The organism is Verrucomicrobiota bacterium (assembly GCA_016871535.1).
Taxonomy (GTDB): Bacteria; Verrucomicrobiota; Verrucomicrobiia; order Limisphaerales; family SIBE01; genus VHCZ01.
Map to the genome: position 1 here is coordinate 1 of VHCZ01000148.1, position 15,816 is coordinate 15,816.

13 protein-coding genes and 1 pseudogene are annotated in these 15,816 nt (G+C 59.2%); 10 read left to right on the forward strand and 4 right to left on the reverse strand.

Annotation, left to right across the window (positions count from 1 at the left end):
* Both FJ398_17740 and FJ398_17745 read left to right on the forward strand, forming a co-directional pair.
* The coding region (locus FJ398_17740; protein ID MBM3839773.1) for a xanthine dehydrogenase family protein subunit M at nt 1-197 on the forward strand (197 nt) is incomplete at its 5' end.
* 85 nt (nt 198-282) lie between these two features.
* Nucleotides 283-519, forward strand: coding sequence for a hypothetical protein (locus FJ398_17745; protein ID MBM3839774.1), 237 nt, complete (start codon nt 283-285; stop codon nt 517-519).
* Nucleotides 520-537: 18 nt separating this feature from the next.
* Here FJ398_17745 and FJ398_17750 read toward each other — a convergent pair whose 3' ends face one another.
* Nucleotides 538-2,730: a cadherin repeat domain-containing protein gene (locus FJ398_17750; protein ID MBM3839775.1), complete on the reverse strand. Its 2,193-nt coding sequence runs from the start codon at nt 2,728-2,730 to the stop codon at nt 538-540.
* Nucleotides 2,731-3,011: 281 nt separating this feature from the next.
* Between FJ398_17750 and FJ398_17755 the strand changes: the two are divergent.
* From FJ398_17755 to FJ398_17775, 5 genes and pseudogenes are all read left to right on the forward strand, one after another.
* Nucleotides 3,012-4,054 (forward strand): annotated as a pseudogene (locus tag FJ398_17755) (IS630 family transposase).
* A 116-nt stretch (nt 4,055-4,170) separates the two neighbouring features.
* A complete protein-coding gene (locus FJ398_17760; GenBank protein ID MBM3839776.1) occupies nt 4,171-4,542 on the forward strand; it encodes a hypothetical protein in 372 nt (123 codons plus the stop codon).
* A 234-nt stretch (nt 4,543-4,776) separates the two neighbouring features.
* Nucleotides 4,777-4,884, forward strand: coding sequence for a hypothetical protein (locus tag FJ398_17765; protein MBM3839777.1), 108 nt, complete (start codon nt 4,777-4,779; stop codon nt 4,882-4,884).
* Nucleotides 4,885-5,192: 308 nt separating this feature from the next.
* A complete protein-coding gene (locus FJ398_17770) occupies nt 5,193-6,155 on the forward strand; it encodes a hypothetical protein (protein ID MBM3839778.1) in 963 nt (320 codons plus the stop codon).
* A gap of 156 nt (nt 6,156-6,311) precedes the next feature.
* The gene (locus tag FJ398_17775) at nt 6,312-7,193 is read left to right on the forward strand and encodes a hypothetical protein (protein MBM3839779.1); all 882 of its coding nucleotides are present in this window, start codon (nt 6,312-6,314) and stop codon (nt 7,191-7,193) included.
* A 594-nt stretch (nt 7,194-7,787) separates the two neighbouring features.
* Here the strand turns inward: FJ398_17775 and FJ398_17780 are convergent.
* The 3 genes from FJ398_17780 to FJ398_17790 all read right to left on the reverse strand — a co-directional run bounded on the left by FJ398_17780 (nt 7,788) and on the right by FJ398_17790 (nt 12,993).
* Nucleotides 7,788-8,570 (reverse strand): IS5 family transposase, encoded by a 783-nt coding sequence (locus FJ398_17780; GenBank protein ID MBM3839780.1) that lies wholly within the window; start codon nt 8,568-8,570, stop codon nt 7,788-7,790.
* Between the two features lie 192 nt (nt 8,571-8,762).
* Nucleotides 8,763-10,238, reverse strand: coding sequence for a DUF1501 domain-containing protein (locus tag FJ398_17785; GenBank protein ID MBM3839781.1), 1,476 nt, complete (start codon nt 10,236-10,238; stop codon nt 8,763-8,765).
* Nucleotides 10,239-10,245: 7 nt separating this feature from the next.
* Nucleotides 10,246-12,993 (reverse strand): DUF1553 domain-containing protein, encoded by a 2,748-nt coding sequence (locus FJ398_17790; protein ID MBM3839782.1) that lies wholly within the window; start codon nt 12,991-12,993, stop codon nt 10,246-10,248.
* Between the two features lie 535 nt (nt 12,994-13,528).
* On the opposite strand from FJ398_17790, the gene FJ398_17795 reads away from it, so the two are divergent.
* The 3 genes from FJ398_17795 to FJ398_17805 are packed head-to-tail and all read left to right on the forward strand — an operon-like array spanning nt 13,529 to nt 15,562.
* Nucleotides 13,529-14,449 (forward strand): serine acetyltransferase, encoded by a 921-nt coding sequence (locus FJ398_17795; protein MBM3839783.1) that lies wholly within the window; start codon nt 13,529-13,531, stop codon nt 14,447-14,449.
* Nucleotides 14,450-14,451: 2 nt separating this feature from the next.
* Nucleotides 14,452-14,841 carry a fluoride efflux transporter CrcB gene (gene crcB / locus FJ398_17800; protein ID MBM3839784.1) on the forward strand — a complete coding sequence of 130 codons (390 nt, stop codon included), beginning with the start codon at nt 14,452-14,454 and terminating at the stop codon, nt 14,839-14,841.
* Between the two features lies 1 nt (nt 14,842).
* Entirely contained in the window at nt 14,843-15,562 is a 720-nt protein-coding gene (locus FJ398_17805; protein ID MBM3839785.1) for a ThuA domain-containing protein, read from the forward strand.
* Nucleotides 15,563-15,816 lie beyond the last annotated feature (254 nt).

Sequence of the window (15,816 nt, forward strand, 5' to 3'; positions counted from 1 at the left end):
AACCCTATCGGGCGAACGCCGTGGAGAAGAGCCTTGAAGGCCAGCTTCTCACGGCGGAGAGCATCGCCGCCGCCGCAAAAAGGGCGGCCAACCGTATCGATCCCCTGAACGATATCCACGCCTCGGCCGAATACCGCGCGCACCTGGCCCGAGTGAATACGCAGCGAGCGCTCCAACTCGCCGCCTCGCGGATTTGAGCCGTAACGAACCAGCCAGCGCCACGGGCTTTGGTATAGAAGTCCTGACACCGGTCGAGTTCTTGGCCAAACTGAGGCATAACGTATGACAACGATTCACGCGCAGGTACTCGATCCGCTGGCCTGCCAAGTCGCGGAGCTGGCAGAGCAGGAGAATCTAAGCGTCGATCAGCTCGTCAGTATCGCGCAGGCTTATCAGGTGTCCGCCTGGCGCAAGCGCGGCACCATGGCAGCAGGCGCCCAGCGCGGCAGTTGGGAGAAGTTCGACCGGGTCATAGCCAAGGTGCGCGACGTGCCGCCCTTGCCGGGCGATGAACGGTGAGGCAGAGACTCAGCCCGCTCAGGGCGACAGGGCACGGTAGAAACGTTGTCTCACGCCGGGAGCGAGCGGATCGACAATTTGAATGGCCGTGCTGGCGCTGAGAATGTTCGTGAGGGGTTCCCACGCCGCTAGGTCCGCCGAAAACTGGATCAAATAGATGCGCCCAGTTTCCCCATTGAGCGTCAGTTGAAACTGGCCGTTCGGCAGAAGCACGCCCGCCAGCTTTGGACCTTCTGGTACCGTAACGGCAACGGCAAATGTGGCCGTGTGGCCAAGCGGAGGCGAACCATTGTCGGTCACTTTGACCGTAATTGAATTCGTGCCGCCTGCGGCGAGCGGCCCTGGCGTCCACGAGAACAATCCGGTCTTGGCGTCAATACTCGGGCCGACGGGCGCGCCAGGTTCCAGGCTGTAAGTCAGTTCATTGGCTGGCAGGTCTGGGTCCTGAGCTTTGACATTCAATCTGAGCGGCTGGCCTGCGGCAACCTTCTGCGCAACGATCGCCTCCAACACAGGGGGCCGATTTACTTCCCGAACAATGACGGTGAAGCTGCGGCTCGCGGTCAGAGGCGGGTTACTGCTGTCCGTTACGCGGACCGTGATCCTGTTCGTGCTTGGCCCTTCGGCTTCGGTCGGCTGCCACAGGAACGCGCCACTATTCGGACTGATGAGAGCGCCTGCCGGCGCGCGAGTCTCCAACGCGTAGGTAAACGGCGGCTGAGCCAGGGGGCTATCCATCACGGATGCGCCAAAGGCGATAACAGTGCCCTCGTCCTCCGTGCGATCCGGGATTTGGGCCAGGCGAAGTTTGGCGGGCGTAACAAGAACTTGAACGATTGCCGTCGCTTGCATTGGCGGGGATCCGTCATCAGTGATGCGGACGGTGATCCGATTGGTTTGAGCCGCAGCCACAGCCGGGGTTGTCCAACTGAAGACCCCTGTCCTGGGATCAATGGTCGCTCCCGCGGGCGCGTCTGATCCCAGCGCGAACGTAACCGCGTTCTTCGGAGCGTCTGGGTCCGTCGCTTCGACCGCGAACTCCAGTCTCGAGTTCTCCTCCACGATTCTATCGGCAAGGGCGGAAATGACGGGCGTCGAGTTCACTTCACGCACGATAACCGAAAACGCTCGGGTGTCGCTCAGGCCAGGAATCCCACTGTCCGTCACCCGCACCGTGATGCGGTTGGTGCCCGGCCCCTGTTCCTCGCTCGGGGTCCAGGTGAACAGGCCGCTCACCGGATCAACGCGGGCGCCCGCCGGAGCGTCCGACTCCAAACTGAATCTCAGCGTTTGAGCTGGCAAATCCGGGTCCGTGGCAGTGACGGTCAAGGAAAGTGGAACGCCTTCATCGACGGTTTGATCGGGAATCGCCGCCAGACTGGGAGGCAAATTCACTTCGTTGACGATGACTGTGAAACTGTTCGTGGCGGTCAGGCTTGGAACTCCATTGTCCGTCACCCGCAACGTGATGATATTGGTGCTCGGCCCCTGAGCTTCGATGGGCGTCCAGGTCAACACACCCGTGCTCAGGTCGATGCTTACGCCCGCCTGCGGCTCAGCCAGGCTGAAGGCCAGGACGTTGGCTGGAATGTCCGGGTCCACGGCTGTGATCCGCACCATCAGGGGCGTCAGTTCGTCAAGAGTCTGCGTGCCGGGAACGCTCAACACCGGCGGGAGGTTCACTTCGCTCACAACCACCGTGAAACTGTTGGTCGCGCTCAAGGGCGGCACCCCGTTGTCCGTCACCTTGACCGTGAACAAATTAGTGCTCGGCCCCTGCTGCTCGCTCGGCGTCCACGTGAACGCTCCTGTGTTTGGCGCAATCGCCGCGCCCGCTGGGACGGCCTCATCCAAACTGAACGTGAGCTGTTGCCCTGGCCCATCCGGGTCTGTGGCCTGAACGACGAGCGAGAAAGGTGCGCCTTCGCTGGCGTTTTGATCCGGAATCGCCGGTATCACCGGAGGACTGTTGATCCGATTCACCACGACCGTGAAAGACTTTGTGTCGGTCAAAGGTGGCGAACTGTCGTCCGTGACGCGGACGGTGATGAGATTCGTGCTGGGCGCTTGCTGCTTCGTGGGCGTCCAAGTTAATACCCCGTTCGTCGAGTTGATGCTCGCGCCCGTCGGAAACGGTTCCTCGAGTCTGTAAGACAGCTTGGCAGATGGCGTGTCCTGATCGGTCGCCGAGACTGCGAAAGTTAGGAGCATCCCTTCGTCAACGGTCTGGTCGGGTATAATCGCCAGGACAGGCGGCCACTTGATCTTAGCGGCGATATTCGTGTCGGTTATGATTTGGAAGTTGCTAAGTACTTTATTTAATAAATACACTAACGTATTATTATTGCAATCGAGGCCCCGGCTGTGGCACCGTTGGTAGCGTGCCTAGAGAGAGCCCATACAAAATCAGACTCACGGCAGCGGAACGACAGGAACTGGAGCACAGAGCAGCCAAATATACGTTGCCATATTTTCAGGTGCTCCGTGCCAAGATGGTTCTCCATGCAGCCGAGGGGCTTTCCAATGATGAAATCGCCCACTGCTTGGATACCCGTCGCGAAGTCGTTAGCCAATGGCGTAAGCGTTTTTTCGAAGAGCGACTGGCCGGCTTGGAGGAACGCCCTCGATCGGGCCGCCCCCGGTCTTTTTCCCCCAGAACTCATCGTGCAGGTTAAAGCGTTGGCCTGCGAACTGCCCGCCACCCATCACGGTCCCGCTCTCCCGTTGGAGTCTGGACGAACTGACCCAACATGTTTGCCAGAGCGGACTGGTCGCTCAGTTGAGCAATTCAACACTTTGGCGATGGCTCCACCAAGACGCGATTCGTCCCTGGCAACACCGCTGTTGGATTTTTCCGCGCGATCCAGATTTCGCTCTCAAAGCCGGTCGGATCCTCGATTTGTATCAGCATCAGTGGCAGGGACAGGAATTACGAGCCGACGAGTTCGTGCTCTCGACCGACGAGAAGACCAGCGTCCAAGCCCGCTGTCGCCTGCATGAAACGGTGCCGCCACAGCCAGGGCTGCCGATGAAGGTCGAACATGAGTACGAGCGTAAGGGAGCGTGGGCTTATTTGGCGGCTTGGGATGTTCATCGCGCCAAACTCTTTGGTCGCTGTGAAACCCAGAGCGGGATTGCTCCCTTTGATCGATTAGTCGCCCAAGTCATGAACCAAGAGCCTTATCGTTCTTGCCGACGAGTATTTTGGATCATGGACAATGGCTCTTCGCATCGAGGGGAGCGGAGCGTCCAGCGCTTGCAAGGCCGTTACCCAAACGTTCAGGTGGTCCACGGCCCAGTGCATGCCAGTTGGCTCAATCAAATCGAGATTTACTTCTCCATTATCCAGCGAAAGGTCCTCACACCGAACGATTTCCCAAACTTGGAAGCGGTCACGGACCGACTGGAACGTTTCAAGCGTCACTACGAAGCCATTGCCAAACCCTTCGAGTGGAAATTTACCCGGAACGATCTCAATGAACTCCTGCAGCGTTTGCAGCCAAGTTCACAACTCGCCACTACTCTGGCAGCCTAGAAAAATACGTTAGCGAACTTATGAAACGGCCAACTAAGCAACGCTCAGCAGAGTCTCGGAAACCAGGATAAACCAACCTTGTTATTCCGCGCACGAGATGCCATCGTTCTTGCCAGATGAAGCCAAGCACCACAGCCGAGGTCTCGGCGGCTTCCGAGGCGGCGCGCCTGACGCAAACGTCTTTGGAGTTGTGGCTGCAGACTTGCGAGGCGTTTCGCGCCTGGGAACGGCGTGAAATCCTGCTGCGCGATCCCGACGAGAAAGCGCTGGCCGAATACCGCGAAGCTCTCAAATGGCTGCTCCGGAGCGCCCGGATGCATCAGGTGCTGGTCAAAGACCCGGACTTCCCTTACCGGCATTTTGTTCCCCAAATCGAAGGTATCTTGATCCACCTGGAGGAGTCCTGGAACGCGCTGAACAATCCATTGAGTGAGGAACAAGCCGAGCGGTTGATTGCGCAACATTTCCCGCATGAGCCACAGCCTTGAGGCCCTGCTCGAAGCCTACGATGCTCTGCGAAGCGCGCCTGCCGGCGAAATCAACGCGCGACAAGCGAATTACGAAGCGAGCCTCCAGGAGGTAGCAACGCACTTGGGGATCGCGTGCACTCTTTTGCACCAAATGATCCAACGAAAGTATCCGTCATGGCTGCGGGCCCAGAAAAGGAAACCTTCATCAATGCCGCCCAGTGCATGACGTTATGAAGACCGCTTGCCTGATCAATCGACATCGATCCCCTGGACGATATCCACGCCTCGGCCGAATACCGCGCGCACCTGGCCCGAGTGAATACGCAGCGAGCGCTCCAACTCGCCGCCTCGCGGATTTGATTCTCGCAACGCCGGCTTTCCGTCCGGTATGTGTTTAAAGGTGACCTCATCCGTAGCGCAGAGTTGCACTCTGCCGTATCGCGGAATTGTATTCCGCAGGGGACCGACAAGTTCCAGGGTTCTGGAACTCGCCGGCGCGCCGCCGATTGCAAATCGGCGATACGGCAGAGTACAACTCTGCGCTAAGTCAAACCGATGCTTCAATCGTCAAGTTGCGAGGTTTGGCGACCTCGTGGTGCCTGAGGCGAGAATACTTCGGAACTCGCCGGCATGAAAACCGGCGTTACGAAGTGACCGGCAGGTGTGCCATGAAAACTTCATTCGTTGCCGCAGAATGGCCCCGCCGAGACTTTCTGGGAACCGCATTATTCTGCGGAACAGGACTCGCCGTGACCAACTTGACGCTGGAAGCGGCGGAACTCCGGTCATCCAACAACGGTCGGCGCATCGGTTTCGTCGATGACAATTTGGGGAACTATCACGCGAATGTTTTTCTCAAAGCGTTGCGCGAACCGCTCAAAGAGCGTGGCTTCGTCGTGGCGGGATGCACTGGCTTGCAGGAAGCGCCGGGGCGCGCCTGGGCCGAAAAGAACTCGGTGCCTTACTTCAATTCCGTGGCGGCGCTCAACGACGCGGTCGATTTCTTCATGGTGCTCGCGCCTTCCACGCCGGAGACGCATCTCGAATTGTGCCGGCGCGTGTCGCCGTTCAAGAAACCCACCTACGTGGACAAAACTTTCGCGCCAGACCTGGCCACTGCTCGCGCCATCTTTGCCCTGGCGGACCAGCACAGCACTCCGATTCAGACCACCTCGGCGCTCCGCTACACCACTGTCCAGGAACAGGTCCAAAAGCTCGGCAAAGTCCAGCACATGATCACCTGGGGCGGCGGCGGTTCCTTTGCGGAATACGCGATTCATCCGCTCGAATTGCTCGTCAGCGTCATGGGCCATGAAGGGACGGCCCTGATGCGGCGCGGGACCGAGAATCGTTCGCAGCTTTTGATCGATTTTACCGGTGGCCGCACAGGGGTGGTGAACGTTTATCCCCAGAGCAACACGGCGTTCGCCGCCTCCGTCACGACAGACAAGGCCACGCAATACATCACCGTCGATGCTTCCCGGATTTTTGTGAACAACGCTGCGGCAATCCTGGACTTTTTCGCGGCGGGGAAACCGAACATCGACCGGCGCGAATCGCTCCTGCTCATGCGCCTGCTGGACGCGGCGAAAGCTCCTCGCGCCTTGAAAGAATTCGTGCCGCTCCCCTAGATGAACCGATCCATGAACCGTCTGTTCGGACCGTGGCCTTTAGGCCGCTTCAACGCTCGACTGCGGAGAGTGCGCGGAAGCAGCCTGAAGGCTGGGGTCCGCGCAGTTCTCGGTTCATGGACCGTGGGCATGGTTCTGAAACCAAGGGAGCTTCTCATGAACCTTGGTTGCATTCTCCTGTCCCCAATGTTACTGAGCGCGCTCGCCGCTGAACCCAAACGCCCCGAACTGATCTCCTGGTTTGGCAAAACTCCAACGCTCGACGGCGTCATCAGCTCGGGCGAATGGTCCGACGCCACCGAGTTCCGAGGCGTCCGCGATTGGGTTTCTGAATTCTCTCCCGTGAAGGACGACTCCGATCTCGCTCTTCGCGGCTGGGTCAAACATGACGACCAATGCCTTTACTTCGCCTTCGAGATTACGGACGACGTGCTCTATGGCATCGACACCGCACAGTGGCTTCCGCCGGAGAATCCGGACGCGCACGAGCTGTCGCCGAAAGGCTTTCCCTGGTTCGGCGATGAGATGGAAATCCTGATCAATGCGCCGAACACGTGGAATGGAAATGAAGGCGCCGAAGGCAGCGGTTCGTCCTGGCAAATGGTGTGCAACCTGACCAAGTCCCGGCTCGGAGGCGTAGGCACGGGAGGCTTGCTCGAAGGCGAGCCCCGCTCAGACCTGAAAGCCTGGGCCACGTATCAGCGCTGGATTCAGACAAAAGCGCAGCGTGCCGCGGCCCGCGCGAAACCCGAAGGCAAAGGCTACGTGATCGAATGGGCCATTCAGTTCGATCCGTGCCTGGAGATTTCGCCGGGCAAGTTTTACACAACTGCGCTGGGCGAGATCAAAGTGGGCTTGAACATCGCCCTGGGAGATCTGGACACGCCGGAAAAAGGTGAAGGGAATTTTGGCCGCTTCCATCACGAGCAATGGTTCGCCGGCGCCAAGGGGACGCGAACGCAGAAAGACAATTTCGGCCTCCTGCGCCTGATGGGAAAGAGACGGGCAACAGGAGGCAACGGGGTGAACAGAGAATAAGGACTTCAGAATTCAATCTGCCTCCCATCCCACTCAACCAGTTGACAGCCGCTGGCGCCTCGTCCAAATTCAAGCTCGACCTCCAGAGGAAAGTAAGAATGGAGCCGATGACCGAACCTCACCGACTGCCGCCCAAACCAGAAGCCAAACGGTCGATTTTGGCCCTGGCTGCCCCGAATTGGGCGTAACTAACTTCTGGATAATTATGTAGTTGAGCATCGAGGGACTTTATGAGCGCACGAGTCATTTTCGCGGTCTTCGTTGTGATGTTCGCTGCCTTGGGTTGTGGCCGTTCAAAGCAGAACGAGAGACGGGTTCAGAAGACGCCTGCCTCTTTTTCCGAAACGTTTTTCACGAGTATCACACCAACGGCTGATGGCGGTGCATACGTTGCTGGTTTGGCTTCAGGTTTGTGGTACATGCGAGGCTCGGAGGCAGTGAAGGTTCGCTTCCCCGATACGTCCACTAATCGCACTGGTTCGCTTTTGCTGGAGATTACGCCTTTGATTGATGGTGGTGCATATGCTCACTCAATCCTCGATAAGACCCTCTGGCTTCTGAGAGCCTGTCCGAAAAATCATGATTGCTGAGGAATTAGGCCAATCGACGGAGTTGAATTCGGATCATCGCGATGTAAACCCACGATTCCGCGCTGCTCTCGCAGTGCTCGTAGTCCCGCACCAGGCGTCGGTGACGCATCAACCACCCGAAAGTTCGTTCGACGACCCAGCGTTTGGGCAACACCTTGAACCCGCTCACGTCGTCGGAACGTTTGACCACCTCCACCTCCAGCTTCGGACGAATCGTCCGCACCCACGTCGCGAAGTCCGGGCCGCTGTAACCGCCATCGACCCACATTTTCCTCAACCACGTGAACCAACCCAGCACGCGGCCGAGCAGGCCTTGAGCCCCTTCGCGTTCCGGGACATGGGCCGCCGTCACCGCCACGCCCAGCACCAGACCCAACGTATCGACCAGCAGATGACGCTTGCGCCCTTTGATCTTCTTGGCCGCATCGTATCCCACGGCCCCTCCGTGCGGATCGGATTTGACGCTTTGACTGTCCAGGACCGCCGCGGTGGGGCGCGAGCGCTTGTCCTGTTGCTTGCGAGCCAGAGCTCGAAGACGCTCGTTGAGTTTCTCCCAGGTCTGATTGCGCGTCCACTGGCGGAAGATCCAGTGCACAGTTTTCCACGGAGGAAAATCGACCGGGAGCAGCCGCCAGGGAATACCTCCTTTGACAAGGTAGAGGATGGCATCGATCACCCGACGCCGATCCGTCGGCGGACGGCCGCGTTTGGCGGGGTCGGGAAGCAAGGGTTTCAGGAGGGCCCATTGGGCGTCGGTGAGGTTGGTTTCGTAAGAGGCGATTTTCATCGCCCAACAGAGCTGCGCTTAAAAGTGGCCAGCCGCGCCCCACCGCCAAAATCAAGTCTTTTCTCATGTTCTCATCGATTTTTTTGCATGCGATCCCAGCGAATTACGCCTTCCTGAATTTTCGGACAGGCTCTAAGGCTTACGACGCGCTCCCGAGCGTCGACGTGGTAGCATTACATTCTCGCGAACGCATTAGGCTAAAACGTTCTTGGCCACATCCCCATGCACATCCGTCAGCCGGAAGTCGCGCCCCTGGAATTTGTAGGTCAACCTGGTGTGATCGAAGCCGAGGAGATGGAGGATCGTGGCCTGAAGGTCGTGAACGTGCACTTTGCCTTCGACCACGTTGTAGCCGAGCTCGTCCGTGACGCCGTGCGTGTAGCCGCCCTTGATTCCACCGCCCGCCAGCCAGAGGCTGAAAGCGCGCGGATGATGATCGCGGCCCAGGAATTTTGAACCGTTCCGCTCCTCGTTCATCGGTGTGCGGCCAAATTCGCCGCCCCAAATCACCAGCGTGTCGTCCAGCAACCCGCGCTGCTTGAGGTCCGCGACCAATGCCGCCATGGGACGGTCGGTTTCGCGCGTCCGTTTCTTCAGCCCGGCGGGATGAACGATGTCCGTGTCTTCGCTCACGCCGTGCGTATCCCAGCCGCGATGATACAATTGAACGAAGCGCACGCCGCGTTCGAGCAGCCGGCGGGCGAGCAGACAATTATTCGCGAACGACACTTTGCCCGGCTCGGTTCCGTACATGTCGTGGATGTATTTCGGTTCTCTGGAAATCTCCATCAACTCCGGCGCGCTCGATTGCATCCGATAAGCCATCTCAAACGCATTGATGCGCGTGCTGATTTCGGGATCGCCCACGTCCTCCAGTTGCATCTGATTCAGATCGCGCAAAGCATCAAGCGAACGCCGCCGCCGCGCCGAGTCCATTCCCGGCGGATTCGAGACAAAGAGAATCGGGTCGCCCTGGGATCGAAATTGCACGCCTTGATACGATGTGGGCAAGAAACCACTGCCCCAGCACGCCGTCCCGCCGCTGGGCAAACCGCCGCCCGAAAGCATGACCACGAAGCCCGGCAATTCCTGGCTCTCGCTGCCCAGTCCGTACGTCAACCACGAACCCAGGCTCGGACGCCCGATCTGCGTTGCTCCCGTGTTCAGAAAAATCTGGGCCGGCGCGTGGTTGAAGGCGTCCGTGACCATGGAGCGAATCAGCGTGATGTCGTCCGCGACTTGCGCCAGGTTCGGGAGCAACTCTGAGAGGTCCATGCCGCACTGGCCGTGCTTCGAGAACTTGTAAGGTGTGCCCAGCATCTTCGGAACGCCCTTGATGAACGCGAAGCGTTCCCCTTTGAGCAGCGATTCCGGGCACGGCTTCATGTGCAGCTCGACCAGCTTCGGCTTGAAATCGAACAGGTCGAGCTGCGACGGCGCGCCTTCCATGAACATGTAAATGACGCGTTTGGCTTTCGGCGTGTAGTGCGGCGCTCTTGGCATCAGCGGATTGGCCGCCAACGCGGCTGGCGATCCGGAAACGCGACGAGCCTCAAGCAAAGACGCCAAGGCCGCCGCCCCGACGCCCCAGGCGCATCGGCCAAAGAAATGGCGGCGCGTGATGGCGTGGAGGTTGTGTTGAAGAAGCGGAGTGAATTGGCAATTCATTCGTCATTTACCCTTTTGAGATGGTCTCATCCAAGTTGAGCAGCACGTTGGCCACGACCGTCCACGCCGCCAGCTCGCAAACATCAAATCCCTCCACCGCCTTGCCTTCCGCGCCGAACGCCATGGCCTCGGCCGCTTTTACGTCCTTTTTGAACCGGGCGAGTTCGTCTTGATAAAGCGCAAGCAAGCGCTCCAGTTCTCGGGCTTTTGGCTCGCGGGCGACACACGAGCGGAACGCGAAGGTGGCGCGCCTGGCCGGGTCAGGCCCAACCATTGTCGTGACTCTCCGCGCGAGGACCTGAGCCGCCTCGACGAACGCCGGATCGTTGAGCGTGTTCAGCGCTTGCAACGGCGTGTTCGTCCGCGGGCGGCGCGTGCAAGCGTACTCGCGGCTCGGCGCATCGAATGACATGAACGCCGGATACGGCGACGTCCGCTTCCAATACGTGTAAAGGCCGCGACGGTATTTGTCTTCGCCTTTGCTGATCGTCCATTTTTCGTCGCCGTAAATCTGGGTCCAGATGCCGTCGGGCTGGTGTGGATACACACTGGGGCCGCCGATCTTAGGCTTGAGAAGTCCGCTCGCCGCCAGAATCACGTCCCGCACCGTTTCCGCCGACGCGCGGAACCTTGGCCCGCGGGCGTAGAATCGATTCGCCGGATCGCGTTCCAGCAGTTCCGGCGTCGCGCGCGACGATTGCTGGTACGTCGCCGAGTTGACGATCAAGCGATGCAAGGTTTTCAGATCCCAGCCCGACAACATGAATTGGGTCGCCAGCCAATCCAGCAACTCCGGATGGGTCGGCGGCGTGCCTTGCGTGCCAAAATCCTCGACGGTTTCCACAAGGCCGCGTCCGAAGTACTCGAACCAAATCCGGTTCACAATGACGCGCGCGGTCAACGGATTGTTCGGATCGACGAGCCATCTCGCCAGCGTCAGGCGATTCAGCGGCGCGCCTTCGGGCAACGACTGGAGAATCTCCGGCACGCCTTGGGAAACTTTGTCGCCTCTGCTCATGAAATTGCCCCGAACATGAATGTGCGTCTCGCGCGGCTTTTCCTGCTCTTTCATCACGAGCGTGGTCGGGATTTCCTTCTTAAGCTGTTCCTCGATTTTCTTCTGCTGGGCCAGTGCCTCCCGTGTTTCCTTCAATTCGGGCGCAATGGAGCGGTAGTAAGCGGACAAATCTTCCTTTTGCTTGGGGGTGCGCTCGCGCGGCGCGACGCTGAGAATCTTCAACGTGGCGGCAGGCAGGATCGTTTCAGGCACCGGACGCTCGTTGGTTGTGAGCGAAAGTCGAAAGCGGCCCAAGTTGGCATCGCTGAAGTTGGAATCGTGTCTCAAGACCACGGTTAGCGTCGATCCGTTTTCGAAGCCGATTGGTTTCTCGGTTCCAAAGACAGCGTAGCGCTCGATGCGAAAGCCATCCTTCCCGGCATCGATGGCCCAGCCCGGACCAGTCTTGCCGTCAATCAGGTTCGTCACGCTGTGATCCTTCTGCGTGAAATCCGCTCCGGCCGTCTTGAAAGTGACGGCTTCCGCGCCCTTGGGCCCGTCCTTCGGCGCGGCTTTCACTTCCAGGCGGCTCACCACAAAGCTGCCGTTAGACGCGCGGCCAAGGCCCTTCTTCGGGAGACTGTCGTCCGGCAACACTTCGAGCCGCAGGCCCGTGATCCGTTTGAGGTCGGTGTGCGCGACGACGGTGTAGGAATCATTGGTGGGATTGGTGCCGCCAGCCAGGATAGACTTGTCTTCGAGTTCCGCGAGCGTTGCGCCGCCGGCGGAGAGAATTCCCGTGGGATCGAGCACGGTCCAATGCACCGCTTCGTCTGCTTGCTTGTATTCCCAGGCCGCTTGCGAGGCGTCGAGTTCCGGCGTCTGGGTTTTCATGATCTTCTCCAGACGCGCCAGCTCGGATTTGTTTTTCTCCCGGCGCGCAGCTTGTTCCGGCGACGGGACGTCGAGCTGCGGTTCCTCGACGGTGTTGAAGAACGCGAAGAACTGGTAGTAATCCTTCATCGTGAAGGGATCGTATTTGTGGTTGTGGCACTGCGCGCAGGCCAGCGTGCTGCCGAGCCAAACCGATGCGGTCGTGTTCACGCGGTCCACGATCGTTTCCACGCGCGCCTCTTCTTTGTCCACCCCGCCTTCGGTGTTGAACATGGTGTTGCGGTGAAAGCCGCTCGCGATCTTCTGATTGACGGTCGCGTTCGGAAGGAGGTCGCCTGCGATTTGTTCGATTGTGAACTGATCGAACTTCATGTTCTGATTCAACGCGTCGATGACCCAGTCGCGATACAGCCACATCTGACGACCCGGATCCTTTTCGTAGCCATGGCTGTCGGCGTAGCGCGCGAGGTCCAGCCACATGCGCGCCCAATGTTCGCCGTAGTGGGGAGAGAACAGCAAGCGGTCCACAGCTTTGTCCCAGGCGTCCGGGCTGTCGTCCCCGACGAATTGATCGACTTCGGAGGCGGTGGGCGGCAAGCCCGTAAGATCAAGGCTCAGGCGACGGAACAAGACGGCCTTTTCAGCCTGACCGGAGGGAGCGAGGCCTTCCTTTTCCAATCGCGCCAGGACGAAGAAGTCGGTTCCATTGCGCGGCCAGGATTGGCTCCTTACTTCCGGAAACTTCGGACAAGTCGGCTTGCTGTAGGCCCAATGTTTAGCTTCTGCCGCACGGCCAGGAAGGGCGCCTTGGAAGGCGAGGATCAACATGCTCAGGAGGACAAATCGAATGCTGCTCTGGATCATCGGCCCAAACTATACGCCCCGGATTCCAGACCTTCCAATCAGAATTTAGGGGAACGATCCAGCGCGGCAACCCGGACTACTGGACTTTCGGCTTTTCCTACAAGAACTACTCCAACCTGCGCTGTCACACGGGCAAAACGTTCAAAGGAACTTGCGTCTGCTACATGGACGGAGAGTCTCTCATAAGCGGTTCGCCCGAGCAAGGTCCGAGTCCGCCGACTTAACCCTGTAACGTCGTAACGCTGTAACGATTCGGCTGCGGCTTGGAAGAAGGAAGGTCGGCCCACGAATCACACGAAAGCGAGGGGAGAAGGGAGTGACTTGGAGCGGCGGGTTCCTATCCGTGTTCGTCCGTGTCATCCGTGGTTAAAGTCCGCTCGGAAAGGATTGCTTCGGACGGAGTCCGTTACACGCGTTTTTTCACAGACCGGGCTGCGAAGAAGTAGCTTCGCAGCGTTTGCACAGAAAGAACAAAGGCCGTCGCGGTGACCGCGCCTTACTTGCTAATCGCCTCGTGCTCGGCAATACTTGCGCGGTGAAAACCACGGTTACGGAATTAACCGACCGGTTGCTCGCCTCTTACGCGCGGGTGGGCGGGATCAATCATTTGGACGGCAAGAATCTGCCTTCCAAGACAGCCATTGCCGGGATTGCCTCGGACTTGCTGCGCCTGCTCTTTCCGGGTTTCTTCGACGAGCGAACCATTCATTCGTCGGAACTGAAGGTCGAGATCGCGACCTTGATGGATTCGGTGCAGGGACGGTTGGAGGACGAAATCTACAAGAGCCTTGAATATCATCCGCCGGAGGAGCTCGGCACGCGGAATCTTCGCTCCGCCGCCCACGCGTTGACGATGAGCTTCCTGGAGAGCTTGCCGCGCGTGCGGGAGTTGCTCCACACGGACGCGGAGGCGGCCTACAACGGCGATCCCGCGGCGCTGAGCAAAGAGGAGATCATTGTGGCGTATCCGTTCATGGAAGCGATCGCGGTGCAGCGCATGGCGCACGAGCTTTACCTGCAACACGTCCGGTTGATTCCGCGCATCATGACCGAATGGGCGCACTCCCGCACGGGAATGGATTTGCATCCGGGCGCGCAGATCGGCTCGCATTTCTTTGTCGATCATTGCACCGGGACGGTCATCGGCGAAACCGCCATCATTGGGAATCACGTCAAGATGTATCAGGGAGTCGGCCTGGTGGCGCGTTCGCTGGCCGGTGGACAGCAATTGCGCGGGCACAAGCGTCATCCCACGATTGAAGACCACGTGACGATCTACGCGGCCGCCACGATTGTGGGCGGGGAAACGGTCATTGGCGAAGGCAGCACCATCGGCGCGAACGTTTTTCTCATGCGCAGCGTGCCCCCCAATTCATTGGTGTTCTACGAAGAGGTCAACGTCAAAGTCCTGAGCAAGCGCGAACGGGGCAAAGGAGGGACGGACTTCCAGATTTGATGATCGCGTATTTCTGGATAGGCGTGGGCAGCGCGTTGGGAGGCATGTGCCGGTTCTGGCTTTCCGGCATGATCGCGCAACGATTTGGGGAAGCGTTCCCGACCGGCACGCTTCTGGTGAACGCGTCCGGTTCCTTCCTGATGGGTCTGCTCGCCGCGTTGGGGGAACCTGAAGGGCGCCTATTCGTCCCGGCGTATGCGCGGCAATTCCTGATGATCGGGATTCTCGGAGGTTACACGACGTTTTCGTCGTTCAGTCTGCAAACTTTGAATCTGGTGCGGGAGGGCGAGTGGCTGTTCGCCACGCTGAATGTGGTGTTGTCGGTTCTGCTGTGTTTGGGCGCCGTTTGGATCGGACACACGCTGGGCCAGTTCCTGAACCCGAAGGTTTGAGATGAAGCTGCACGAGAACGGTAAACTGCTGCGGATTTACATCGGCGAAAGCGACCGCTGGCATCATCAACCGCTTTCGGATTACCAGGCCGTCGTTTCAAACTACAACGGCGAATCCTGGCCCAAGGAAACGCAGAGCGCCTTTGTGGACTACGTGAAATCGGGCGGTGGCTTCGTTTCAGTCCACGCCGCGAACAATTCGTTCCCGGAATGGAAGGAGTACAATGAGATCATTGGCCTGGGCGGCTGGGGTGGGCGCAACGAAAAGTCGGGCCCTTACGTCCGGTATGTTCATGGAAATGTTGTCCGGGAGACCGGACCCGGTGTTGGCGGCAGCCACGGAATGGAACACGCCTTTGCCGTGGAGATTCGTGATTCGACGCATCCGATTGCAGCCGGGTTGCCTTCCAAGTGGATGCACGCGAAAGATGAGCTTTACGACAGGCTCCGAGGCCCGGCCGAGAATGTAACCGTCCTGGCGACCGCTTACGCTGATCCCGCCACGAAAGGGTCTGGCCACCACGAACCGATGCTAATGGTGATTAGGTATGGAAAAGGCCGCGTCTTCCACACGACGCTCGGTCACAGCGTGGAGGCGATGAAATGTGCTGGCTTCGCGACCACTCTCCAGCGCGGCGCCGAATGGGCGGCGACGGGGAAGGTGACCCAAAGCCTTCCACGCGACTTTCCTACCGCGGATAAGGTGAGCAGCCGGGATTGAAGATGCTTACCGCGTGTCCCTCGTTACCTCGGCTGCTACGGCGGGTATTTTCAAAACGCGGTCTTAGGGTCTGTGCAAAAATAACTTCCGGTTTTGGCGGGAGCGCCGCCTGGCCGGATGCAAGGCTCGAGGAGGGAGCATCCCCGTTTTGGGGCTGTGACCGACGAGCAACGCCGCAGCCGGCCAGGCGCCGCCCCGCCCCGGAGGGCTGGGGCGATTTCGCTTTCTGGCTTCGTTTCTCCTCAGTCGCAGAG